We start from the raw sequence: 22770 nt of genomic DNA on the forward strand, positions 1-22770 counted from the left end.
TTTCTCCTAAATACTTTGCCAACGAGGTGCATGCACCTTATTAATCAAATCAAGTTGTTGTTGATAAATCTGCGCTAACATTGTTAGCAATGCCTGGTTTTGGGGTTCGTTTTTAAGTGCTTGCTTAATGGCATACTCTGCCTCCTCAAGCTCTTGTAATTGTGTTTGCCAATTATCGGTTAAGGCGTCTTGATTTTTATACTGCACCAGTAAGCTTTGCTTTTGCTGTGCAAAATAGTCACTTATGGCCACAACCGGTTGTGGTTTAGGGTTTATTACAAACATATTGAGCGCCACTAGTGCAGCAACGGTACATGCCGCCATTGCGCTTAACTTTGGCCATAAAGTAACGGCTGATTGCTCAGGCTCATTGGTATTTACAATGGCTCTTTCTATGCCTGCCCACAGATCTTTTTGTGGCGTTATCTCTTTATCAAGCGTGTTTAATGATTTATCTAAAAAGTCGTCAAAGTTTGGTTTATTCATTTTCATACCACTCTTGTAATAACTGCCTTGCTCGATGATATTGTGATTTGCTTGATCCAACGGCAATACCCAATTGATCTGCTATTTCTTCATGTCGATAACCTTCTACTGCAAACAATACAAACACAATCCGTGCACGCTCAGGTAACCTAACAATTAGCTTATCTAAGCCGTTTAAGCCTTTACAGTCTTTAGCCGATTGCTCATCCATACCGTCTTGTTCAATGCTAACGACTTTTTGTACCCAGCTTTTTTGTTTACGTAAGTAGTTAATCGCAATATTACTCGCCACACTGTATAACCAAGTAGAAAACTGCGAACGACCATCAAACATTGCTATTTTGTGCCACACCTGAACAAACACTTCTTGCGCAGCATCCTCAGCGTGCGACTGATCAGCTAATAAGCGCAAGCACAAACCGTAAACGCGCTTTATATGCAATTGGTAAAGCATTGTGTATGCACTTTGATCACCCGACTTTACGCGCTCAATCAATGCATTTTCGCACTCAGCGGGTTGATCGGGTTTAACGTGTAACATCCGTGATATCACCTTTTAATTATTATGGTATTGGTACCATTTCCAGTGTATTGATAAGTTAGACGCAATAACAGCGGTAAAAGGTTTGAATGAAATGAAAATAAATTTAAAGAATTTAAATTCTAAGTAAGAAGAGTATTAGGAGGCAGTACCACATTAATAATAAAAAAACTGAATTTTAGGCACAAAAAAGCCGTGCTAAAAGCACGGCTTTTGTCGCTTAATTTAAAATTAAGCTTCAGCGATTACGATTACTTTGATAGTAGCCGTTACGTCTGTGTGAACAGAAATTGATACGTCAAATTCACCAGTCTCACGGATAGTACCTAGAGGCAAACGAACTTCTGACTTAGCAACTTCAACACCAACAGCTGAGATAGCGTCAGCGATGTCACGAGTACCGATTGAACCGAATAACTTACCTTCGTCACCAGCTTTAGATACTAAAGTAACTTCTGCTAATGCTTCTAGTTTTTCAGCGCGTGCTTGTGCAGCAACTAACTGTTCAGCGATTTTCGCTTCAAGTTCTGCGCGACGAGCGTCAAACGTTTCAATGTTAGCTTTAGTCGCAGGAACTGCCTTACCTTGAGGGAAAAGGAAGTTACGTGCGAAACCAGATTTAACTACAACCTGTTCACCTAGGCTACCTAGGTTAGCGATCTTATCTAGTAGAATAACTTGCATGTTTCTACACCTTTTAAAAACTGTTAATCCGCTGCTTACTTATGTAAGTCAGTGTATGGAAGAAGGGCTAAGTAGCGAGCACGCTTAATAGCAGTTGCTAGCTGGCGCTGGAATTTAGCGCTAGTACCCGTAATACGGCTAGGTACGATTTTGCCACTTTCTGTAACATAGTTTCTAAGAGTAGCTAGATCTTTGTAATCGATTTGTTGTACGCCTTCCGCTTTAAAGCGGCAGAACTTACGACGTCTGAAATAACGTGCCATGAGATTAATTCCTCAAATAATTCTTTCTATATGCTGAGCATGCAAAACCAATTGGCTAAGGCCGTTACGACCTTCGTGGCGATTTAAAAAACCACTCACTTGCAATGCCTGCCCAACGTGCAAATGTTGAGTCTGTTGTTGCATTTGCTTTCCACTGGCAACAACCTGAAGCTTTACATAACTATTACGGTTAAGGTCTGCTTCGGTTTGCATCGATTTATGTTCTAAAACAAAAATGCAATGCGGGATGCCAGCAGGGCTTTGGCTTAACTTGGGTGTTTTACAAACTACCCCAGATAAAACCAGCTGATTCATAAAAGGGCTAACCATTTATATTTACCGCCAGTTAAACGCCATGCTTGGACTCAAAACAATTAAGCAGCTGGTGCTTCTTTCTTCTCTTCTCTTGCAAGAGGAGACGCTTCAGTTACTGCAGATTTAGTGCGGATAACTAAGTTACGAAGCACTGCATCGTTGTAGCGGAAAGTAGTTTCTAGCTCGCTGATTACTTCAGTAGGTGCTTCAACGTTCATAAGAACATAATGAGCTTTATGAAGCTTGTTAATTGGGTAAGCCAATTGACGACGGCCCCAATCTTCAAGACGGTGGATTGAACCACCAGCTTCAGTGATAGAACCAGTATAACGTTCGATCATACCAGCAACTTGCTCACTCTGATCTGGGTGAACCATGAATACGATTTCGTAATGACGCATGGATATTCCTTACGGTTAATAGAGCCTTCTACCGTTTCGGCCGGTCGGTTTAAGGCAAGGAATTAATAGTTTAAAAGCCGAAATGAGCGCGCATTTTACGCTTAGTAGGATAATTAAGCAAGCAGGTTTTTTAAGCTTTAATAGATAAGTGTTAAAGCTATCAGGGTGGCGTTACTCGATACCCCTTTATCAATAAGTAAATTGAAAGTAAGTGCCTTCGTTTTTTTGGAAGTCACTGAGCTTGCTCACACAAAAAAATCAAAGCTTTTAATTAATAAAGCCCTGTATGTGCTCCTAAAATATAAACGTTTACTCAAGCCTAAAGCCGTGCAATTATTAAGCAACACATTATTAAATAAGGATATTTATGAAGCTTTTATTATCGCTTGCCTTGATACTTACTTTTAGCACCTCTTTTTTTAGCTATTCAAACACCGCTACAACCGACATAACCGTTGGTAAAAAAGTTATTCTACAATCAAAAATACTTAACGAAGATAGGCCAATCAGCATCTTCATACCTGCCACTGTAAAAGACGACCAGCCGCTTTATGTTATTTATTTACTTGATGGTGTTGAGCACTTTCATACGGCGTCTGGCGTTATAAAATCCCTTGTTGATTACGAGCAAATACCTAATGCCATGCTTGTTGCTATTGATACAACTAACCGAGTTCGTGATTACTTACCTAAAGTAGAGGGTGAGCCTAAAACGGAGTTTCAAACCTTTGTTAAAAATAAATGGCCTGACGCTGGGCAAACCGACAACTTTTTAAAGTTTGTGTCTGACGAACTCATGCCATACATAAACAACAATTACTCAACTAACGGCTACAACACCTTAATGGGTCACTCTAACGCTGGTACATTAGCGCTTTATACTTTAGTTAATCAGCCTGAATTGTTTAACAACTACATCGCTATTAGCCCAAATAGTTGGTGGAGTGACGAAGAGTTAAAAAATAATATTATTAAATACACTAAAAACCCTAAAGGTGCTCAAGAGTTATTTATTAGTGTAGCGAGTGAAGGCGCACGTTTTTATACCGGCGCATTAAATACGTTAGTAAATTTAGAACAACAAATGCCCACACAGCTAAAGTGGGAATATAAGCATTACCCTACTTTTAGTCATATGGGCACCATACTTCCAGCAATTAGCGATAGCCTGATTCACTTGTTTAGCGACCTAATATTTAAAGTAACAGACGAGCATGGAAAATTTGCTGATGTATCGCTTATTACCGGTTACTACCAAGCACTGAGCGATAAGTACGGATTTGAGCTTAAAATTCCACAAGATGTGTACGTAGAATTTGCCCACCGCCAGCAAAAGTTTGGTAACACTAAAAAAGCGATAACGACGCTTAAACACTTTACTCGCGATTACCCAAATGCAGCCTACTCCCACATGCGATTGTCGCAAGGCTACACGGCTGACAAACAATTTAAGGAGGCTGTTACTAGTATGAAACACGCACTAAAGCTTGCTAAACAAAACTCGCGAGATCCACTGTTAATTGATGCGCTCAAAGATATGGTCAATGAAGCCCAAGCCAATTTGTAGCTGATTTTACATAAAGCACTTTTTAACTAACGATAGTAATTACGAGCTATGTTTGTCGCGCCGCCAAGCTGCACGCCTACAGGTAAAATTAAGCTTAGTGTTAAACTTTGCATGAAGACGCAGAGCTTGCTCGCGTAAAAAAGCGCAACTTTTAATCTGTATAAAGCCACTTAAAATAAAAAACCGATGTTTAAACTAAACATCGGTTTTTCTTTTCTAAAAGCTGACAGCTAAAAACTAACCACTTTACCTGTTGGATTTCGCTTCGCTCTATCCAACCTACTTATTTGCCTATCGCTTCTTTGGCGAATAGGTGTTTTATTGGGCCTAGGTTATCAACGAGTGACAGCCCGACTCCGCGTATTAGCTTTTTAACTGGGTTAGCACCTTCAAATAACTCTTTAAGCCCTTGCATCAAGGCTATGTGTTTTTGTGCGTCAAGCTTGCGCGTACGCTCGTAATCACGAAGCGTGCGCGTGCTGGCAAATTCTTTACTCTCACTTGTAAGTAGCTCAATTAAATACGCGGCGTCTTTTAGGCCTAGGTTCATACCCAGCCCTGCCAATGGATGAATGGTGTGCGCTGCATCGCCCATTAATACCACTTTGCCGCTTACCCATTGCTGGGCGTAACGCATTTTAAGTGGAAATGCTACGCGTTTACTTTGCACTTCACACAGGCCGCATTGCCCATCTATGGCAGCCATTACGGCTTTATTAAAGTCGTTGTTGTCCATTGCTAGTAATTCATCACAATGGTGGGGACTGGTAGACCACACAATAGAATGAGTGTTAGCGTCACTCAATGGTAAAAATGCCAATGGCCCCGTAGGTAAAAACACTTGTCGCGCAGTATTTGCGTGTGGCTCTTTTGTTTTTACTGTAGCAACGAGTGCATGGTGATCGTAATCTTTAAAGGTCAGCGCCATATTAAATTGTTTACGAATCGCTGAATTTGCGCCATCAGCCGCCACCAGCAGCTTAGCAATAATAGGCTCGCCGCTTTTAAGGGTTATAAATACGTCTGATTCACTTTGGTGTATTTGCTGGTATTCGGTATCAAACATTAACGTAGCACTGCTTTGCTGCTCTAGCTGTTTAATAAGTGCAAAGCGAATAATATCGTTTTCAACTATATGCCCCAAATGGTCGAGCTCAAGTTGTTTGTTATTAAAGGTTATTTTACCAAAGCTGTCGGCATCGCGAACATCCATATGGGTATATGCACATGCACGCTGAGCAATAATTTCAGGCCAAACGTTTAATTGCTCTAATAATGCTTGGCTTGCAATACTAAGTGCGCTTACGCGTAAACCGTATTCATCAGTTGGAGGGGCTTGTGTTGATGCTGCATCGAGTACTACAACACTAATATTAGCCTTAGCTAGGCCAAGGGCTAACGTTAGCCCCACGCAACCACCACCAACAATACACACCTGTGTTTGCTTCATAAACGTGAACCTTGTTTAACTTGCCCCATTAATTGTTTTGCTAACGGGGCTTTTAATGCGGGAAATAAATCCATTGAAAACAAGCCAATGCTTCGCCCAAGTGCTAATACTCGAGATGAATTTGAAAACAACCTTACTAAGGCATCTGTTAAAGTCATCACTGTTTTTATATCTTGGCTGCGCAACTGGCCATACTCGCGTGTAAACGCATAGCTCCCTAACTCATTAGGGCTATTGGCAATTAAATCACTCAGTACTTGTACATCACGCAAGCCTAAATTAAAGCCTTGCCCTGCAATGGGATGAATAGCATGAGCAGCATTACCAATAACCACCGTTCGATGAGCTATTAACGATTCGGCTTGCCCATATACCAGCGGGTAGCTTGCGCGCATACCCACTTTAACAAATTGCCCTGCGCGGTAACCAAAGGCTGATTGTAATGCACTTAAAAACTCGATTTCATTTAAGTCCATGTATGAATTAATTTGCTCTTTTTCCATACACCACACCAATGAATAGCGGTTATTGCTCATCGGTAATAGTGCCATAGGGCCATGCTGAGTAAAGCGTTCAAAGGCATGGTTATTATGCCCTTCGGCTACTTCTATATTGGCAATAATAGCGCCTTGCTCATAAGGCTGAGTATTAAAATTAAGGCCCAGCAATTGGCGTGTAGGAGATTGCGCGCCATCGGCTACAATAATTAGCTTGGCATTAAGTTGTTCGCCACTTTGCAAAGTCAATGCGTTGCTATGTAACGTTTGTTTTATTTCGATTACGCTATCAGGGCAAAATAAGCTAATGCTTGATTGCACTAACCGCTGATGAAGCGCGCGCCCAAATGGATTAACCTCAACTACATACCCTAAAGAAGGTTTTGCAAATTCAGTGCTTTGAATATGGGTTTTACCAAAGTGCCCTTTGTCTGACACACTCACTTTTTTTATGGCCGCAGCATAGGGAGCGTTCATTTCAAATAAATTGAGGCTTTGTAAATACTCTACCGACTGCTGGGCAAGTGCGATACTTCTGTCATCAAAGCTTGGATGATAATCAGTGGTTACTTGATTTGCTTCAATTACAGCAATATTTAAGCTGGGATTTTTTTTACTTATACTTAGAGCACAACTTGCGCCGACTAAACCACCACCAATTACTACAATATCAAACTGCTTAGCCACTTTTATCTCCAAGCTTATGCGTTTTTAGCGCTTTGCATTAACGCTTCTATTTCACTAATTGTTTTAGGCACGCTAATGGTTAAGTTGTCGTGACCTGAATCAGTTACTAATAAGTTATCTTCAATACGAATACCTATACCTTGGTATTTTTGAGGCGCATTTGAGTCTTTACTAATATACAGCCCAGGCTCAATGGTTAGCACCATACCCGGCTCTAAGACACGCTCTTGGTTATTAACCTTGTAATCGCCCACATCATGAACATCAAGCCCTAACCAGTGACCAAGACCATGCATGTAGTATTCTTTACAGGCACCTTGTGCCATTAACTCATCAAAATCGCCGGTTAAAATACCTAAATCAAGTAACCCTTGGGTTAGTACTTGCATAGCGAGTTTATTTGCCTGAGATAAAAGGCCACCGGGTTTTATTTCGCTAAATGCGATTTCTTGCGCTTTAAGTACAATATTATAAAGCGCAGCTTGCTCAGTGCTAAATTTACCGTTAACGGGGAAGGTACGTGTTATATCGGCGGCGTAGCCTTGTAGCTCACAGCCTGAATCAATCAGTACTAAGTCGCCATTGTTTAATACGTCGCTATTTTGGGTGTAGTGCAAAATATTGGCGTTATCGCCACTGCCGACAATAGTGCCATAAGCAGGATGTGGCGCACCGTTCATTGCATAGTGATGATGAAGCTCTGCCTCTAGTTGAAACTCGGTTGCGCCAACGTGGGAAAAACGCATGGCTCGCATGTGTGCTCGAGCGCTTATTTCACAGCCCTCACGCATAATGTTAATTTCGCCTGGCGATTTAAATAAGCGCATTTCATGCAATAAAGGGCGAATATCTTTAATTGTACTCGGTGCTGTATCCCCATTTTTAGGGGCACTGCGCAAAGTGTTAAGCATTGAAAATACTTTGCCATCAAAGGCAGGATACGTCCCTTGTGCATAAAATAAAATCTGTTGGCCGTTCACCAAATTCAATAATTGTTCATTTAGCGCACTAAGTGCATAAGTTTTGTCGAATAAGTATTCGCTTTGTGCTTTTTCAAAACCAATGCGTCTGCCGTGCCATACCTCTGCAAGTTTGTCTTTATCTAAACAAAATAATAGTGAGGGTGTATCACTGTTTTTGCAAAGCACCAACACGGCATCGGGTTCGTTAAAACCAGTTAAGTAAAAAAAGTCACTGTCTTGTCGAAACGGATAATGAGTATCACGGCTACGCGTGAGCTCCGTTGCAGCGGGAATTATAGCAATACTGTTATTATCCATTGCCGCCAATAAACGCTCGCGGCGCGCTTTAAACTCTGACTTTTTTATTTCAACCATTATTAGCTAACCCGTTGTACTTTTTAATTAAGTTTAATGAAGCGTTTTTTTATCACTTTGGCTGCTTTGCTCTTTACCAAGCTCGGCAAAACAAAGTAGTGCCGATACACGTACATATTCAATAACTTCGTGAAGTGCGTTAGCATCTTCTTCGGTTTCTTCAAAAGTGGTATCTAGGCGTGTTATTTCGCTAAAGTCGCTAATTACTTCTTTCACGTCAGCCGACAGCTTACCGTAATCTTTTTGCTTTAAACCAAAACCAAGCATAAATCCCGATACCCATGATACGAGGCCATTAGCCTGATCGATGAGTGTCTCGTCATCACTTGGTAAAAATAAGTCAAACTGAAACTCTTCATCATTAAAGCTTGCAACAACTTGCTTATAAATAGTGCCAAAAAATGCTTTTAAACCATTACCGAACGATTCACCATCGTTGAATACATCGCTTAAAAGGCCTAGGTACTCCTTGTCGTCAATACTTAGTCCACATGCTAATAAACCACTAATAACACCATGCGCTTCGGCAGGAGAAACAAATATTTCGTTTTTTTCTAAAAGTAGTTGAGCTTTTTCGTAATCTGGTAAATCGTTCATAATCAAGCCTTCGCTTTGCTAGTTAAAGCAATGCTACCACTCGATAAAAAGCAACTCCAATTAATTGTATGATCACGCTCAAAAACTACGCAATAAAGTAAACAGCGAGTTAAAGGTGTGGGAAAACTAAGCGAACGACTTAATTTTTTACGTTTTGGGTTTAAGGATTGGCATATGTCTTATATACTTAATTTGTTCCCTGGGATAATGGAGCTGGGTTAAGTCCCTGAGCCGATAAATTTTATACCAGGGTTTCTGTTCGTTTACTATTGTGCAAGCTTGGCATGTACCGAGAAGCCTACGGTAAACCGCAGATTCCCGCCCTGAAACCTTCTGGTTTCAGGACTGAAACCGAGTACCGTATCTTGGGGAACACCATCATCTACTCGCGTTTTAACACGCACACTCAAACCTCTTTATATATCCACGTATATCCATCTAACGCCTTAAATAACTTTCAATTTTGCATAGCTAAAAACAAAAAAGCTGCAGGCAATTGAATACCTACAGCTTTTGTATCAACACGTTTTGTGTATTATTTAAACCAGCCTTGAAATCGTTCCATCAACATATAATTGACTGGTACTAGCAATAAAGTAATAAAGGTCGCAAAAATTATCCCAAACCCTAAACTAACGGCCATAGGTATTAAAAACTGCGCTTGTGTGGCTTTTTCAAACAGCAGCGGCATTAAACCTATAAAAGTGGTTAAACTGGTGAGCATAACTGGGCGAAAGCGCGATGCGCCAGCAAGTTTAACTGCCTCTATTAAATCGCCACCTTCGCTGCGTTTTTTATTAATAAAATCAACCAATACAAGCGAATCGTTCACTACGACACCTATTAACGCAAGCATACCTAGTAGGCTCATAATGGTTAAATCCATCCCCATTATCCAGTGCCCTACTACTGCGCCAATCATGCCAAATGGAATAACACTCATAACAATAATTGGTTGCATGTATGACTTAAACGGAATAGCTAATAGCGCATAAATTATAAAAAATACAAACACTAGCGCCCAAGCCAGTGAGCCAAACGACTCTCTTTGCTCTTTAGCTTCACCTTCAAGTTTATAATCAACCCCCGGGTATTGCTGCATTAGCTCGTCTAAGTATTGTGCGAGGTCAGCTTGAAGCACCGTCATGTTGGTGTTGTTTTTTTCTATATCAGCCGTCACGTTTAGTGTGCGGTAACGATCAATACGGTTTATAGTCGATGGGCTTTGCCCTGCCGTAAGCGTTGCCACATGCGACAATGGTACAGAACCGCCATCGGGAGTATTTATTAGTATATTTTGTAAATCAGCTATCGAGCGGCGCTCATCAATAGGTAAACGCACCATTACACGCACGTCGTCTCGTCCGCGTTGAATTCGTTGAACTTGCGAGCCAAAAAACGAATTTCGCACTTGCCCTGCTACATTTACACGATTTAAACCAAGCGCTAACCCTTGTTGTGTAAGCTCTATACGTAACTCTTCTTTACCATCAGACATACTATCGGCAATATCAAACACCGTTGGGTACGTTGCTAAACGGTTTTTAATATTATCAGCCACATCTTGGAGTATTGTAAGCGAGGTGCCACTTAATTGAACGTCTATTGGGTCTGAACTTCGACCAATTTCAGCTCTAAATGTTAAGCTTTCAGCGCCAGGGATCACACCTATTAAATCGCGCCACTCACTTGCAAGCTCGCGTGAGCCTATGTCTGATTCACGCTTTTCTGCAGGTGTAATTTCAAAGCGTACCGCCCCAGAGTTGGATACACCACCGCGCCCGCCTGTAGTGGCGAGTATATTTAAAATAACGCTTTCGCCTGTATCAGGGGCGCGATATTTATCTTGTAGTTGCTGGGCCTTTTCAGACATATCAATCACGTATTTATTGGTTACTTCAAACGGTGTACCCGTTGGCAGTGTTAGGTTAACCCGTACGGTTTCGCTCGGAATTCGTGGGAAAAAGATAAACTTAGTCCAACCGCTTGTGATCATGGTTAAAATTATAAAAAATACCCCAACAAATAAACTTACCGTTGCTAATTTATGGCGTAAAGCAGTATTTAAGATAGGTTGATAATATTTTAAAATTGCACTTTCAAAGCCATCTGCAAAGCGTTGTTGAATTGCTTCAAGCTTCGATGGTTCACCTTTTTGGTGGCGTAATTTTATGTATTTTAAATGTGCTGGCAACACAAATTTAGACTCAATTAGCGAGAACAATAACACCGGAATGACGACTACCGGAATTTGCGCAAATAAGGCGCCGCGTGCCCCTTCAATAAATGCTAAAGGTAAAAAGGCAGCAACCGTAGTCAGCACACCAAAGGTAACGGGAGTAGCCACTTCTTGAGTACCCAATATAGCAGCCTGCTCACCCGATTTTGCCGTTTTTAAATGGGTATACACGTTTTCGCCGGTTACTATGGCGTCATCTACTACAATACCGAGCACTAAAATAAAGCCAAATAAGCTCATTATATTTAGCGTTACACCAAAAATTGGCATCGCGATAAATGCGCCCATAAATGATACTGGAATACCAATAAATACCCAAAATGCAATTGCCGGGCGCAAAAATAGCGTGAGCAGTGCCAGAACTAAAATACCACCTTGTAGAGCATTACTGGTTAAGGTTGCGATACGGCTTTTAACTAACTCTGAATCGTCGTCCCAATAGCTTAGTTTAAAACCTTGTGGTAGCGTGGTCTGCTGCTCTTCAATGTAGTTTTTAACATCGTCTGCCACGGTTATCGCGCTTTGCGGGCCAATTCGGTAAACGTCTATAAACGCCGCTTGCTTACCATTAAAACGGGTACGCACTGGCGTTTCTTCAAAGTCGTCTTTTATTGTAGCAATATCACCTAGGCGAATAATTGTTCCGTCGGCTTGGTTTTTAACTACTATGCTAGCAAATTCGTCTTTGCGGTAAGCCTGCCCTTTTGAGCTGATCAGTACATCGCCACCTTCTGTTTTTAAGTTACCGGCAGAAATATCAGAACTTGAATTAGCAATCGCACTCGATATTTGCGCAAGGCTCAGGTTATATTGGCGAAGTGTGTCTTGGCTAACTTCAATGGCTAACTCATAATCTCGTACACCACTTAGCTCTACCTGCGTTACATTAGGCAAACGCAGTATTTGATCTCGCACTGTTTCTGCGTATTCACGCGTTTCTTTTTCGCCGTAATCACTTGATACAGTAACAGCTATTACTTCTCTTTTGCGCTCAGCCAGCGCAACAATTGGTTTTTCGGCATCGCCAGGAAACGTATTAATCGCATCGACTCGGCTTTTTATATCAGCCAACAGCTCACGAGGATCGTAACCACTTTCAACCTCAATGGTTACAGAGCCTGACCCCTCTGACGAGCGGCTAAATATTTGTTTAATGCCCTCTAGGTCTTGCACAGCCTCTTCTATACGAATTGTTACCCCCTGCTCTACATCTTCAGGAGTTGCACCACGCAGGCTAACACCTACGCTTATCATGTCTGTTTCGAAAGACGGAAACACCTCAAGTGGTATTTTACTCGATAAACTAAATAGTCCCGACAACAACAAAGTTACTAACAATAAATTGGCAGCAACATGGTTTTTGGTAAACCAAGCAATCATGCTTTATCTCCTTGATTGGCTGCGCGACGTTTTTTTATTAACTCTTCAACACTAATACCAAGCTCTTTTGCTTTTTGCTCAAGTTGCTCTCGCGACGGGCGCATACCTTTAGGTTTTTTTTCCTTTGGCTCTTCACCTAAAATACTCACTTTAGTGCCCGAACTCACTTGACCAAGTGGCGTGATAACCAACTTGTCGTTTGCTTTTAATCCTGTTTTGATCATTGCTTGGTTTGCGTTTTGCCATGCAAAAGTAACGTCTTTACGTTTTAGTACATCACCCTCAACGACGTACACATAGGTGCCCTGATAAATTGTACTGTTGGGAATGATCAACGCATTTTGTACCGTTTTACCTGCAATTTGTGCCTTAATGTATTGGCCTATTTTAATTGGGTATTGGTTACTCGCGGTTGATTTATATGGGTCGTCTATTTTTGCTACCACGTAAAGTTGCTGCGCATTTTCGTCAATTGCGCCTTCAGTGCGTGCAAGTTGGCCTTGCCATGTTTGTTCGCCCACTAAATCAGAGCTAAATTTAACTAACGAACCGGCTTGGTTTTTAGCACCATCACGGTATTGCTCTGGCAGGTTTACAAACGAAAGGTCTTTATTTTTTATTGGTAAACGAATTTCTACACTATCAATAGCGTAAATAGTGGCAAGTTGGGTATTGTTACTCACTACTTGGCCTAAATCGACACTGCGACTTAGTATGCGCCCAGCATAGGGTGCAGTCACTTTTGTACGCTCTAAATCAAGCTCTGCTTTTTCAAGAGTAGCTTGAGCCGATAACACTTGTGCCTGCGCCGCTGCTAATTGTGGCTCACGCAATACAAGACTGCTGGCTTTGCTTGAACCCCCAAGGCGCTTCCAATCAGTCAGTGCTTGTTGCCCGCGGGCTTTTTCTTCCAGTAAGCTTTGTTCTGCTGTGAGTAAGTTAGCTTGTGCAGATTTAACCTCTGCCTGATGATCTCTATCATCAAGCTTTAGTAACACGTCGCCTTTTTCAAAAAAACCACCTTCTCTAAACTCATCACTCACGTCGATGATTTGCCCTGATGCTTGAGCAACAAGTAAGCTTTGTGTGCGAGGCTTTACTGTACCGTAGCTGTCTATCATTACTTGGTAACTTTGAGGCACAACCTCTAATACCGACACGCTAATAGCTGCTTTTGGTGCTGAGCCAAAACGCCTCGCTTCTGGCGGGTTACTTTTGATAAAAAACACAATTAAAAGAGCGGTAACAACAACCGCGGCTGGAATAATAATTTTAGCTGTTTTAGTTTTCATCGTTGTTACTCTTTAGGTCGCTTGATGGTTTTTCAAAATCACCACCAAGGGCAACATGTAGGTTGATTCTATTTGCAATTAATTGATTCTTAATTTGTATTAATGAACTTTGCGCATCGAATGAGCGCCCTTGTGCATCCAATACTGTGGTGTAAGTGACTAAGCCACTTTGATATTGCTCAAACGATAACTGCTCGGCAGCAAGTGCATTTTTTTGCGCTTCAAGTGTGCTTGTATATTGAGCCTTTAAAGATTGCTGCTGCGAAATCGCGTTTTCTACATCGCCAAATGCATCGTACAGAGTTTGCAGATATTGCTGTTCTTGCTTTTGTGTATTTAGGCGTGCAATTTCCTCATTAGCTTGTAAACGACCACCCTCAAAAATAGGTGCCGAAATACTTCCTAGCAAAGACCATGCAAGGCTTGAAGGAGAAAATAAATCACTCACCCTGTCTGTGCTATCACTTAAGCTTGCAGTTAAATTTAAACTAGGGAAACGCTGTTTGTGTGCGTAAGCCCGTGACGCATCGGTCGCCAATAGCTCGTACCAACTAGCAAGTAATGCAGGCTTTCGAGTAATAAGTTCAGATGGGATTCCCAGTGGGATTTCTGTGTTAATAACCGGTAAGTCATTACTTGCAGAAATTGCTCCTTTTGGGTACTCACCTAATAAACGCTCCAGTAGTCTTGCAGCACTGGATAAGCTTGCTGATTGAGTAGCTATGCGTGAACGTTCGTTATTTAGCTCATTGCGGGCTAAATAAACATCGAGCGCTTCGTTTATACCTTGGCGGTAACCCGATTCAATTATATCGAGATTTTGCTTAGCATTTTCTTCACGGCGTTTATATAAATCGAGTAGCTGTTGTGCAGACACAACATCAAACCATCCTTGAACAACATCCGAAACAAGCTGCTGTTTAGCCTGTTCAAAACGCGCTTTTTGAGCTAAATATGAAAGGTTAGCTTCACGTTTTGAATCTGACAGTTTGCCCCATAAGTCAACTTCATAATTTAAGTTTAAGCTTACGGAGCTAGCATTATTATAACTAACAGGCCGATTATCTTTACTTCGGCTAGTACGCGTAGATAAATCTAAGCTAGGCCAAAGGTCTGCCCCGGACGCAATGAGTTGCTGCTTAGTAATGGCAACATCGTAGCTGGTTTGTAATAGTTGCTGATTGTTTTTAAGCGCTTGGTTAACATATTTTTTCAGCAATGGCGTGTTTAGTTGCGTTAACCATTCATCATCCACTTGCAAAACTGAACTTGCTGCTTGTTGTTGCCACTGCTTAGGAACATTACTGGGTGCTTGTTGGCGCTCCTGTGGATTTATATTACTCGCACAGCCACTGAGCAGAATCACACTAAGTGCCAATAACGTTGGCTTGTATTGCCAAATCATAATTTAACCTGAATTACTGCTATTTATGAATGTAATTCAAGCACCTTGGCAAATTTTGCTCAACTTACTTTACATAACATTACATAGTTAGCGATGAGTGAACTAATAAGTGAGTTATACGGCAGGTATGGTTAAATGATCAGCAACTTTGTAAATATAAACACTATCAGATCACAACATTATTTATGTAGATTAAAATTAATTTATCAGGAAAAAATAAAGTGTTGTAAACGAGGTAGGTGCAGCCTAACCAAATCGAATGGGTAACTTATACAGACTACTGATTCAGTGTTTTGATAATAGAAATAAGTTGATAAATGGTGCCGACTAACCGAGTCGAACGGTTGACCTACTGATTACAAGTCAGTTGCTCTACCAGCTGAGCTAAGTCGGCACACTAAATTATTTGAAAGGCAGTTTTGAACACTGGTCAAAAACAAAAAAGCCCTGCATAAGCAAGGCTTTGTATAAATGGTGCCTCGACCCGGAATCGAACCAGGGACACGAGGATTTTCAATCCTCTGCTCTACCAACTGAGCTATCGAGGCACTTAAACAGTGCTAATTAAATGTTGTTAAAACACTTAACTAAAATAAATGGTGCCGACTAACCGAGTCGAACGGTTGACCTACTGATTACAAGTCAGTTGCTCTACCAGCTGAGCTAAGTCGGCACACTAAACTGTGTGCTAAGGCACTTCATCAATTTTAAAGATTGATAAACTTATAAATGGTGCCTCGACCCGGAATCGAACCAGGGACACGAGGATTTTCAATCCTCTGCTCTACCAACTGAGCTATCGAGGCACTTAAACAGTGCTAATTAAATGTTATAAAAACACTTAACTAAAATAAATGGTGCCGACTAACCGAGTCGAACGGTTGACCTACTGATTACAAGTCAGTTGCTCTACCAGCTGAGCTAAGTCGGCACACTAAACTGTGTGCTAAGGCACTTCATCAATTTTAAAGATTGATAAACTTATAAATGGTGCCTCGACCCGGAATCGAACCAGGGACACGAGGATTTTCAATCCTCTGCTCTACCAACTGAGCTATCGAGGCACTTAAACAGTGCTAATTAAAAATCTTAACCGATTTTTAATGTAACTCCCAACAACATCTACTAAGTCAGCTGTCTGGGCGTGCGGCGTATTAAACGAGTTTTGCCCTTACAAGTCAACTTTTTTTTTATCCTTTACGACTGTTTGAACGGTTTTCAAGCAACTCAGTACATTTTTTATTGATAACGTACATTTTTACCACAAACCAGTCTATATATATGAAATATTATAACTAAATCAGACTAAAACCGTAGTGAATTATTTTTGGTAAATGGTACGATTAGTTCAGATACCTATGCTAATAGCTAAAGTAGCAAAAACACATCAATGGGAACATTCAATGCAGAGTAAATTCTCTTCGCCGGTAAAAGGGTTATTACCACTTTTTTTTATATTTAATATTGCAATTACCGCACTTGCTGTATTCGGTTACTCGTTCTACATCAAAAACGATACACAAACAGTTAAACCTGAGCAATCGGTCAATATTAAAACACTCGCATCTACATTAAATCAGCCTATGATCGACGCGCTAACAATGTATGGCCAAGACAAGGTTAAGCAATTACTCGACTTAACATCCTCTTTAGATGATGAGTTTGAATACACACTTTATCGTTTCAGCGCGACTTCTGATACACAACTCGTTTATAGCAATAGCGAGACCGCACCTGAGTCCATCAAAATCACACAATATAATGAGAACACAGGTGTGTTGCATCATATTCTCTTGCTTAACGATCAGCCAATTGGTGAGCTAATTATAAAACAAGAGTTAGCTTCACCACCATTAAGCATGCAAGACTCTCAGGTAATTGCATATGGCGTTGCAATCGCAACTGTTATTTCTTTATTTATCTTCGCGTTACTTTTTAACGTATACATTAATGGCCGTTTACGTAAAAGCACTGACTCACTCTCGCAAGAACTTCAGGCTATTACAGAGCAAGGTAACTACAATAGTAATGTTAATGAACAGCTAGATATTGGTTTAGGCTCTGTAGCACAAAGTATAAATGTACTACTTAAGCAAGTGCAAACAGCCCTTAGCGATAACGAGTCGGTACAAAAAGAACTGAAAAAACTACAAAATGGTTTAGAGTCAGAGGTGCAAAACCGCACTATTGCACTCGAGCGAGAAACCTTAAAAGCTCAAAGAGCTAGCGAAACTAAAACTACCTTTTTGGCGACGATGAGCCACGAAATCAGAACGCCTATGAATGGTGTTATTGGTACTATCGATTTGCTTCGTCAAACAGACCTTGATGGTGCTCAGCATCGCTTAAGTACTATTATTCGCGAATCAGCATTCTCACTACTGAGTATTTTGGATGATATTTTAGATTTTTCTAAAATTGAAGCTGGTAAGCTTAACATAGACCCAATCCCCTTTTCAGTGAGCGATACCCTAGAAGAAGTAACTCGCGTTTTGTCGTCGGTCGCTAAAAAACGAGAACTCGATTTAGAACTATCAATTGCGCCTGATATTCCAGTAAATCTAGTCGGTGACAGCGTACGTGTGCGCCAAGTACTTTATAATTTATGCAGCAATGCAATTAAATTCACAAGCACCGATGAAAAAACCCAAGGCCATGTGAGAATTTCGGTTGAGGTTGCGCATAACACCGCCGACCACTTTACCTTGCGCTTTTGCGTAACCGATAACGGCAAAGGGATGACACAAGCTCAGCTAAGAGATATATTTAGCCCGTTTGTTCAGGCTGAGAGTTCAATAACCAGAGAGTTTGGTGGCACAGGGTTAGGGCTTTCTATTTGTAAGAGCCTAACAGAGTTAATGTTAGGTACTATTCATGTAAATAGCCATGCAGGTATTGGCAGTGAATTTACCGTTGAGCTGCCTTTTAGCACCTCTGGTAAAATAAAATATGCTCATAAGAATGCCTTAGACGGCAAACCAATTATTGTTGTAAGTAACAACCTTCAACGCGAAAAAATAATGTACCGTTATTTATCGTTTATGGGTGCAAAAGTTATTTACGCGCACACAGAAAAAGAAATTGAACAACACCAAAACACAGAGGGTGCTATTTGGGTTGCTGACGGCATAGATAATATTGATGATATTAACTCTTTATTGAGGCGGTTATTGTACTCACTTGAGGATTACAATCAGCAAGTAGTCGTATTAAGCAAACTAGATGAAGCGGCCATTAATCATAAAAACATATTTTACATAAATGCGTCTCCGCTTTGTAAGTCCAACTTTATGCTTTCTATTTTGGTTGCCGCAGGCTTGCATCAACCAAAACAAATTAAAAAAGCAAAGTCGCTAAATAACTATTTAAATGTTGAGCAAGCTCGAGAATCAAATAAATTAATTTTGCTTGTTGAAGACAACCTTCTAAACCAGCAAGTTTTAACCGACCAATTGCATATATTGGGGTATGGCGTAGAGGTTGCCAACAATGGCGAAGAAGGCCTAGATATGTGGAGAAAGAACAATTTCTCACTTATTTTAACCGATCTACACATGCCAAAAATGTCGGGATACGACATGGTTGAAAAAATTCGTAACGAAGCTGAATTACTTGAAGCTATAGACGCACAACCTTATATAGTTGCAGTTACCGCTAACGCTCTCAAAGGCGAAAAAGAACGCTGTTTAGCAGTAGGTATTAATGACTTTATTACAAAGCCTATAGAACTCAATGCGCTTGAAGATACTTTAAAACGCTGGAGCGACAAGCAAGCTCCTAAGCAAACGCTAGCTCCTCAACAAAACACTGCGTTACCAATAGATATGGATGCAGTCGCCAAATACGTAAATGGCGATAAAGCAAAACAACTTCGCTTTTTCAAAATGTATTTAGAGCAAAGTCAAAGTTTAATTAAATCAATAAATTCAGGCGTTATGGTTAACGACCTAGCAGAAATAATTGAGGGTTGTCATCAACTCAGATCTATTTCTAAAACCATTGGGGCAGAAACAGTTGGTGAGCTTGCCGGCGCATTTGAAGATAAATGCAAAGCGGGCGAACTAACAACTGATGAATTAATTGATTTACGCGACCAGTTAGAAATTGAATATTCTAAAGCGGCTCAATTTTTAAAAGAGCAAGTTAGAAAGGCTGAGGAAGAAAACGAAGAGTTTTAGCACTTAATAGCTAAATAATTAGCAATAAAAAAGGGGCTTTTAGCCCCTTTTTTAATAAGTTATTTATTTTTCTGGCGGTCTATAGCCTTCAATTTCTACGTCTTTACCTTCAAACAGAAAGCCAACCATTTGCTCTTCTAAAAATGTACGATGCTCTGGATCCATCATATTTAAATGCTTTTCGTTAATTAGCATAGTTTGTTTATGTTGCCATTGAGCAAAAGCTTCTTTAGAGATGTTATTAAAGATCTTTTCACCAAGCTCACCCGGGTAAAGTTGAAAACCAAGGCCTTCGGCTTCTTTTTGTAACTTTTGACAAAATACAGTACGTGCCATAATTAATTTCTCTTAAGCGTTAAATGCAAACAGTTTAACCTATTGGTGCAATTTGTTTAACCAACTTTTTAGTTGGTGCAGCCAAACCCACTTCTACTGATTGATCTAGCGGGTACCAAACTAGCTGCCGTTCGTTAATCACATCCGGGATTTGTTTAAGCTTTAATATATGTGGGTTAATAGTCAGCTCAAAGTGAGAAAATACATGGGTGAATGGTACCAATGGCTCAAGTTCTGATTTAAAGCCATGTTGAACTAAAAAGTCATCTAGCTGTTTACGCTCAGCAAACTCAAAAAAACCAAACAATCCCCCCCAAATACCAGAGCTAGGGCGTTTTTCCATAAGGACCTTATCGTCACATTTTATAATTAGCTGATGACAGCTTTTTTTAGGCACTGCTTTTTTTGGCTTCGAATGAGGAAATTCTTTAACCTTACTAGCATTAAACGCACCGCAGCGGCTGTTTAACGGGCACGGCTCACAATCAAAGCGGCTACGTGAACATAAGCTTGCACCTAAATCCATCATAGCTTGGTTGAATTCAGTCACATTATTTTTAGGTGTTAATTGCGACGATAAATGCCAAAGCTGGTTTTCTACTTTTTTTACCCCATACCAGCCCTCCACCATAAAATAGCGTGCCAATACTCGCTTTACATTACCATCTAAAATAGGGTGATGCTGACCAAGCGACAATGACAATACAGCCCCTGCTGTAGAGCGCCCAATACCGGGCAAATCCATAACTTCCTCAAGCGTTTGAGGAAACAGCCCGTTGTATTTATCGCGAACTATCTTTGCTGTTTTATGAAGGTTTCGCGCGCGGGCGTAATAACCTAAACCAGTCCAGTGGTGAAGAACCTGATCTTCTTCGGCATTCGCCAAAGCGATAATATCAGGAAAGCTTTTCATAAATTTTTCAAAGTATGGGATCACAGTAACAACTTGAGTTTGCTGGAGCATAACCTCAGAAACCCACACTTTATAAGGTGTTTTACCCAATTGCCACGGCAGTGTTTTTCTGCCATGAAGGTGATACCAATCAACTACTTGCTTTGAAAACCAGTGAGACTGCTCTTTATTTAAGTCCAACATATTATACTTTTACTCATGCTCAATGGCGGGTCAGTCTATTGCAGTGAGTAAAAAGATCAAGCTATAGAGGCTGTAAAACCAGCTAATACTTGTGATTGAGGCCATCGTCAGGGATAATATGCAACCATTTTTAAACACATTGTTTTGTCAGGCCAATTAGATATGAGTGAATCAAGCAATACCAACCTAGAGCAAGCTAAGCAAGAAGGTAAATACATCCGCACCATTCGCAGTTTTGTAAAACGCGAAGGTCGATTAACCAAAGGCCAAGCCGCTGCAATCGAAAAATGCTGGCCAACAATGGGCTTAGAGCATAAAAACGGCATGCTTGATTTAAGCCAAGTATTCGGCAACAACAATGATGTAGTCCTAGAAATAGGCTTTGGTATGGGCAAGTCGCTTGTCGAAATGGCTAAAAATGCTCCACACCTAAACTTTATTGGTATTGAAGTACACCGCCCTGGTGTTGGTGCATGTTTAATGGATGCCGACGAAGCGGGCGTAACTAATTTACGCGTGTTTGAACACGATGCTGTAGAAGTGCTTGCTGATTGCTTAAGCGATGAAAGCCTAACTACATTGCAATTATTCTTCCCAGATCCATGGCACAAAAAGCGCCACCATAAACGCCGTATTGTGCAAACTGAATTTGCTGAAAAGCTTCGCTCAAAATTAAAAATAGGCGGTGTTTTTCATATGGCTACTGATTGGGAGAACTACGCAGAACATATGCTAGAAGTAATGCAAGCGGCTCCGGGTTATAAAAACCAATCAGAAACAAACGACTACGTACCTCGCCCTGATTTACGTCCTCTTACCAAGTTTGAGCAACGCGGCCACCGATTAGGTCACGGCGTTTGGGACTTAATGTTTGAGCGCACCAAGTAATTACACTTTTATATTAATTTAACACTTAGTAAGGCAAAGCCATTTATGAGCGTATTAACCAACCCAAGTTTACTGTTACTTCGAAATAGCGAGGCATTAACGGGTAAATCTATATTGGTGGTCAACTTTGTTCAAGATGGCTTTTTAGCTGAGCTTAAAACGCTGAATCCAAATAGCAAAATTACAGCGTTTAGCTATAACCATGCTAATGGTGAATTTGCTAAAAACACTCATGGCGTTGATGTGAGCGTTAACCACACCATTACCGGTAGCGATTATGACTTAGTTATTCTTTATTACCCTAAGTCAAAACCAGAATTGCTAATGGCGCTTGATAACATACGCGCGGTAATAACAAGCGATGCCGAGTTATTAGTGGTTGGCGAAAATAAGAGTGGTGTTAAATCGATTGAAAAACAATTATCAGGCAAAGCTCAATATAGTAATAAGATTGATTCGGCTAAACACTGCGTACTTTACTCATTTTCTCAAATTGAGCTTAATGCGCAATTTGATATTAGCCATTACCATAAAACATTTACCGTTAGTATTGCCGATACATCATTTTCAGCTATCAGCGTACCAGGCGTGTTTAACCATGGCTGTTTAGACGCTGGTACCAAAATGCTACTCGAAAATGCCCCTTCAACCAAACAAGGTAAAGTACTCGACTTTGGTTGCGGTGCTGGCTTAATTGCGACCTTTCTGGGTTTAAAAAATACAGCGCTTGAATTTGTATGTAGTGACGTAAGCGCACTTGCAACCTACGCAACAACTCAAACTTTAAAGTTAAACGGGGTAACTGGTGAAGCAATTCTCAGTGATGGCCTTAAAAATATTAGTGGTAAGTTTGATTTAATAGTGAGCAACCCGCCGTTTCACACAGGCATTGCAACAGACTACAGCGTTGCTGAAACGTTTTTAGCTAACGCAAAACAACATTTAACTAAAAACGGAAAACTAACCATTGTGGCAAACAGCTTTTTAAAATATCCGCCAATTTTAGAAACACAATTTGAAACTTATCAAACTGTTTTCAAAAACAATAAATTTGCCGTTTATAGTAGTTAAATTTTTTATATTTTAAGTTGAGCATTCTGCGTGCTCAACTTTGCAATAAAATATTACCTA

General features: G+C 40.6%; 19 protein-coding genes, 6 tRNA genes and 1 other RNA gene. 5 read left to right on the plus strand and 21 right to left on the minus strand.

Going from position 1 to position 22770, the window contains the following annotated elements; genetic code table 11:
• Positions 1–6: 6 nt before the first annotated feature.
• From AC27JL_RS10960 to rpsF, 6 genes are all read right to left on the minus strand, one after another.
• A complete protein-coding gene (locus AC27JL_RS10960; protein ID WP_010557856.1) occupies positions 7–492 on the minus strand; it encodes a hypothetical protein in 486 nt (161 codons plus the stop codon).
• Positions 479–1027, minus strand: a complete 549-nt coding sequence (locus AC27JL_RS10965; protein WP_487195625.1) for an RNA polymerase sigma factor — start codon at positions 1025–1027, stop codon at positions 479–481. Before AC27JL_RS10965 ends, AC27JL_RS10960 begins: the two co-directional genes overlap by 14 nt.
• Positions 1028–1258: 231 nt before the next feature.
• Complete coding sequence (gene rplI / locus AC27JL_RS10970) at positions 1259–1711, minus strand: 50S ribosomal protein L9 (RefSeq protein WP_006793720.1); 453 nt, start codon at positions 1709–1711, stop codon at positions 1259–1261.
• A 35-nt stretch (positions 1712–1746) separates the two neighbouring features.
• Positions 1747–1974: a 30S ribosomal protein S18 gene (gene rpsR, locus AC27JL_RS10975; protein WP_006793721.1), complete on the minus strand. Its 228-nt coding sequence runs from the start codon at positions 1972–1974 to the stop codon at positions 1747–1749.
• Between the two features lie 12 nt (positions 1975–1986).
• Entirely contained in the window at positions 1987–2304 is a 318-nt protein-coding gene (priB, locus tag AC27JL_RS10980; protein WP_006793722.1) for a primosomal replication protein N, read from the minus strand.
• Between the two features lie 44 nt (positions 2305–2348).
• Positions 2349–2690 carry a 30S ribosomal protein S6 gene (gene rpsF / locus AC27JL_RS10985; RefSeq protein ID WP_006793724.1) on the minus strand — a complete coding sequence of 114 codons (342 nt, stop codon included), beginning with the start codon at positions 2688–2690 and terminating at the stop codon, positions 2349–2351.
• Between the two features lie 367 nt (positions 2691–3057).
• On the opposite strand from rpsF, the gene AC27JL_RS10990 reads away from it, so the two are divergent.
• A complete protein-coding gene (locus AC27JL_RS10990) occupies positions 3058–4257 on the plus strand; it encodes an alpha/beta hydrolase-fold protein (protein WP_487195626.1) in 1200 nt (399 codons plus the stop codon).
• A 283-nt stretch (positions 4258–4540) separates the two neighbouring features.
• On the opposite strand, the gene AC27JL_RS10995 is transcribed toward AC27JL_RS10990, so the two are convergent.
• From AC27JL_RS10995 to AC27JL_RS11010, 4 genes are read right to left on the minus strand one after another with little or no spacing between them, the layout of a single operon-like run.
• Positions 4541–5707 carry an FAD-dependent monooxygenase gene (locus AC27JL_RS10995; protein WP_487195627.1) on the minus strand — a complete coding sequence of 389 codons (1167 nt, stop codon included), beginning with the start codon at positions 5705–5707 and terminating at the stop codon, positions 4541–4543.
• The gene (gene ubiH / locus AC27JL_RS11000) at positions 5704–6891 is read right to left on the minus strand and encodes a 2-octaprenyl-6-methoxyphenyl hydroxylase (RefSeq protein WP_487195628.1); all 1188 of its coding nucleotides are present in this window, start codon (positions 6889–6891) and stop codon (positions 5704–5706) included. Before ubiH ends, AC27JL_RS10995 begins: the two co-directional genes overlap by 4 nt.
• Before the next feature lie 14 nt (positions 6892–6905).
• On the minus strand, positions 6906–8228 hold the full coding sequence (pepP, locus tag AC27JL_RS11005; protein WP_487195629.1) for a Xaa-Pro aminopeptidase: 1323 nt from the start codon (positions 8226–8228) through the stop codon (positions 6906–6908).
• Positions 8229–8261: 33 nt separating this feature from the next.
• Positions 8262–8825, minus strand: a complete 564-nt coding sequence (locus AC27JL_RS11010) for a UPF0149 family protein (protein WP_008131954.1) — start codon at positions 8823–8825, stop codon at positions 8262–8264.
• A gap of 193 nt (positions 8826–9018) precedes the next feature.
• Between AC27JL_RS11010 and ssrS the strand changes: the two genes are divergently transcribed.
• A non-coding RNA gene (gene ssrS / locus AC27JL_RS11015) (6S RNA) lies at positions 9019–9201 on the plus strand.
• A 159-nt stretch (positions 9202–9360) separates the two neighbouring features.
• Here ssrS and AC27JL_RS11020 read toward each other — a convergent pair.
• The 9 genes from AC27JL_RS11020 to AC27JL_RS11060 form a co-directional block, all read right to left on the minus strand.
• A complete protein-coding gene (locus AC27JL_RS11020) occupies positions 9361–12444 on the minus strand; it encodes an efflux RND transporter permease subunit (protein WP_487195630.1) in 3084 nt (1027 codons plus the stop codon).
• Entirely contained in the window at positions 12441–13736 is a 1296-nt protein-coding gene (locus AC27JL_RS11025) for an efflux RND transporter periplasmic adaptor subunit (RefSeq protein WP_487195631.1), read from the minus strand. The genes AC27JL_RS11020 and AC27JL_RS11025 overlap by 4 nt, the downstream gene beginning before the upstream one ends.
• Positions 13726–15141, minus strand: a complete 1416-nt coding sequence (locus tag AC27JL_RS11030; protein WP_487195632.1) for an efflux transporter outer membrane subunit — start codon at positions 15139–15141, stop codon at positions 13726–13728. The genes AC27JL_RS11025 and AC27JL_RS11030 overlap by 11 nt, the downstream gene beginning before the upstream one ends.
• A gap of 318 nt (positions 15142–15459) precedes the next feature.
• Positions 15460–15535: transfer RNA gene (locus tag AC27JL_RS11035), tRNA-Thr, on the minus strand.
• A 78-nt stretch (positions 15536–15613) separates the two neighbouring features.
• Positions 15614–15689 (minus strand) — tRNA-Phe (locus AC27JL_RS11040).
• A gap of 49 nt (positions 15690–15738) precedes the next feature.
• A tRNA-Thr gene (locus AC27JL_RS11045) sits at positions 15739–15814 on the minus strand.
• A 57-nt stretch (positions 15815–15871) separates the two neighbouring features.
• Positions 15872–15947 (minus strand) — tRNA-Phe (locus AC27JL_RS11050).
• 49 nt (positions 15948–15996) lie between these two features.
• Positions 15997–16072: transfer RNA gene (locus AC27JL_RS11055), tRNA-Thr, on the minus strand.
• 57 nt (positions 16073–16129) lie between these two features.
• Positions 16130–16205, minus strand: a tRNA-Phe gene (locus AC27JL_RS11060).
• A gap of 339 nt (positions 16206–16544) precedes the next feature.
• Here AC27JL_RS11060 and AC27JL_RS11065 point away from each other — a divergent pair.
• The gene (locus AC27JL_RS11065) at positions 16545–19319 is read left to right on the plus strand and encodes an ATP-binding protein (protein ID WP_487195633.1); all 2775 of its coding nucleotides are present in this window, start codon (positions 16545–16547) and stop codon (positions 19317–19319) included.
• A gap of 63 nt (positions 19320–19382) precedes the next feature.
• Here the strand turns inward: AC27JL_RS11065 and AC27JL_RS11070 are convergent, their stop codons facing one another.
• Together AC27JL_RS11070 and mutY are read right to left on the minus strand one after the other, a co-directional pair.
• Positions 19383–19655 (minus strand): oxidative damage protection protein, encoded by a 273-nt coding sequence (locus AC27JL_RS11070; RefSeq protein WP_006794326.1) that lies wholly within the window; start codon positions 19653–19655, stop codon positions 19383–19385.
• A gap of 34 nt (positions 19656–19689) precedes the next feature.
• A complete protein-coding gene (gene mutY / locus AC27JL_RS11075; protein WP_487195634.1) occupies positions 19690–20751 on the minus strand; it encodes an A/G-specific adenine glycosylase in 1062 nt (353 codons plus the stop codon).
• Positions 20752–20913: 162 nt separating this feature from the next.
• Here mutY and trmB point away from each other — a divergent pair, with 162 nt between their 5' ends.
• Together trmB and AC27JL_RS11085 are read left to right on the plus strand one after the other, a co-directional pair.
• A complete protein-coding gene (gene trmB / locus AC27JL_RS11080; RefSeq protein ID WP_006794328.1) occupies positions 20914–21639 on the plus strand; it encodes a tRNA (guanosine(46)-N7)-methyltransferase TrmB in 726 nt (241 codons plus the stop codon).
• 45 nt (positions 21640–21684) lie between these two features.
• Entirely contained in the window at positions 21685–22710 is a 1026-nt protein-coding gene (locus tag AC27JL_RS11085; RefSeq protein WP_487195635.1) for a methyltransferase, read from the plus strand.
• Positions 22711–22770: the final 60 nt, after the last annotated feature.

The organism is Pseudoalteromonas sp. 4NS20-0020 (assembly GCF_057554385.1).

Excerpts from the sequence above, each read along its gene's own strand:
- priB (WP_006793722.1), bottom strand. The coding sequence starts at position 2,304 with ATGGTTAGCCCTTTTATGAATCAGCTGGTTTTATCTGGGGTAGTTTGT.
- rpsR (WP_006793721.1), bottom strand. The coding sequence starts at position 1,974 with ATGGCACGTTATTTCAGACGTCGTAAGTTCTGCCGCTTTAAAGCGGAA.
- AC27JL_RS11025 (WP_487195631.1), bottom strand. The coding sequence starts at position 13,736 with ATGAAAACTAAAACAGCTAAAATTATTATTCCAGCCGCGGTTGTTGTT.
- AC27JL_RS10965 (WP_487195625.1), bottom strand. The coding sequence starts at position 1,027 with ATGTTACACGTTAAACCCGATCAACCCGCTGAGTGCGAAAATGCATTG.
- trmB (WP_006794328.1), top strand. The coding sequence starts at position 20,914 with ATGAGTGAATCAAGCAATACCAACCTAGAGCAAGCTAAGCAAGAAGGT.
- AC27JL_RS11020 (WP_487195630.1), bottom strand. The coding sequence starts at position 12,444 with ATGATTGCTTGGTTTACCAAAAACCATGTTGCTGCCAATTTATTGTTA.
- rplI (WP_006793720.1), bottom strand. The coding sequence starts at position 1,711 with ATGCAAGTTATTCTACTAGATAAGATCGCTAACCTAGGTAGCCTAGGT.
- AC27JL_RS11065 (WP_487195633.1), top strand. The coding sequence starts at position 16,545 with ATGCAGAGTAAATTCTCTTCGCCGGTAAAAGGGTTATTACCACTTTTT.
- pepP (WP_487195629.1), bottom strand. The coding sequence starts at position 8,228 with ATGGTTGAAATAAAAAAGTCAGAGTTTAAAGCGCGCCGCGAGCGTTTA.
- AC27JL_RS11070 (WP_006794326.1), bottom strand. The coding sequence starts at position 19,655 with ATGGCACGTACTGTATTTTGTCAAAAGTTACAAAAAGAAGCCGAAGGC.
- AC27JL_RS11010 (WP_008131954.1), bottom strand. The coding sequence starts at position 8,825 with ATGAACGATTTACCAGATTACGAAAAAGCTCAACTACTTTTAGAAAAA.
- AC27JL_RS11085 (WP_487195635.1), top strand. The coding sequence starts at position 21,685 with ATGAGCGTATTAACCAACCCAAGTTTACTGTTACTTCGAAATAGCGAG.
- rpsF (WP_006793724.1), bottom strand. The coding sequence starts at position 2,690 with ATGCGTCATTACGAAATCGTATTCATGGTTCACCCAGATCAGAGTGAG.
- AC27JL_RS11030 (WP_487195632.1), bottom strand. The coding sequence starts at position 15,141 with ATGATTTGGCAATACAAGCCAACGTTATTGGCACTTAGTGTGATTCTG.
- AC27JL_RS10990 (WP_487195626.1), top strand. The coding sequence starts at position 3,058 with ATGAAGCTTTTATTATCGCTTGCCTTGATACTTACTTTTAGCACCTCT.
- AC27JL_RS10960 (WP_010557856.1), bottom strand. The coding sequence starts at position 492 with ATGAAAATGAATAAACCAAACTTTGACGACTTTTTAGATAAATCATTA.
- mutY (WP_487195634.1), bottom strand. The coding sequence starts at position 20,751 with ATGTTGGACTTAAATAAAGAGCAGTCTCACTGGTTTTCAAAGCAAGTA.
- AC27JL_RS10995 (WP_487195627.1), bottom strand. The coding sequence starts at position 5,707 with ATGAAGCAAACACAGGTGTGTATTGTTGGTGGTGGTTGCGTGGGGCTA.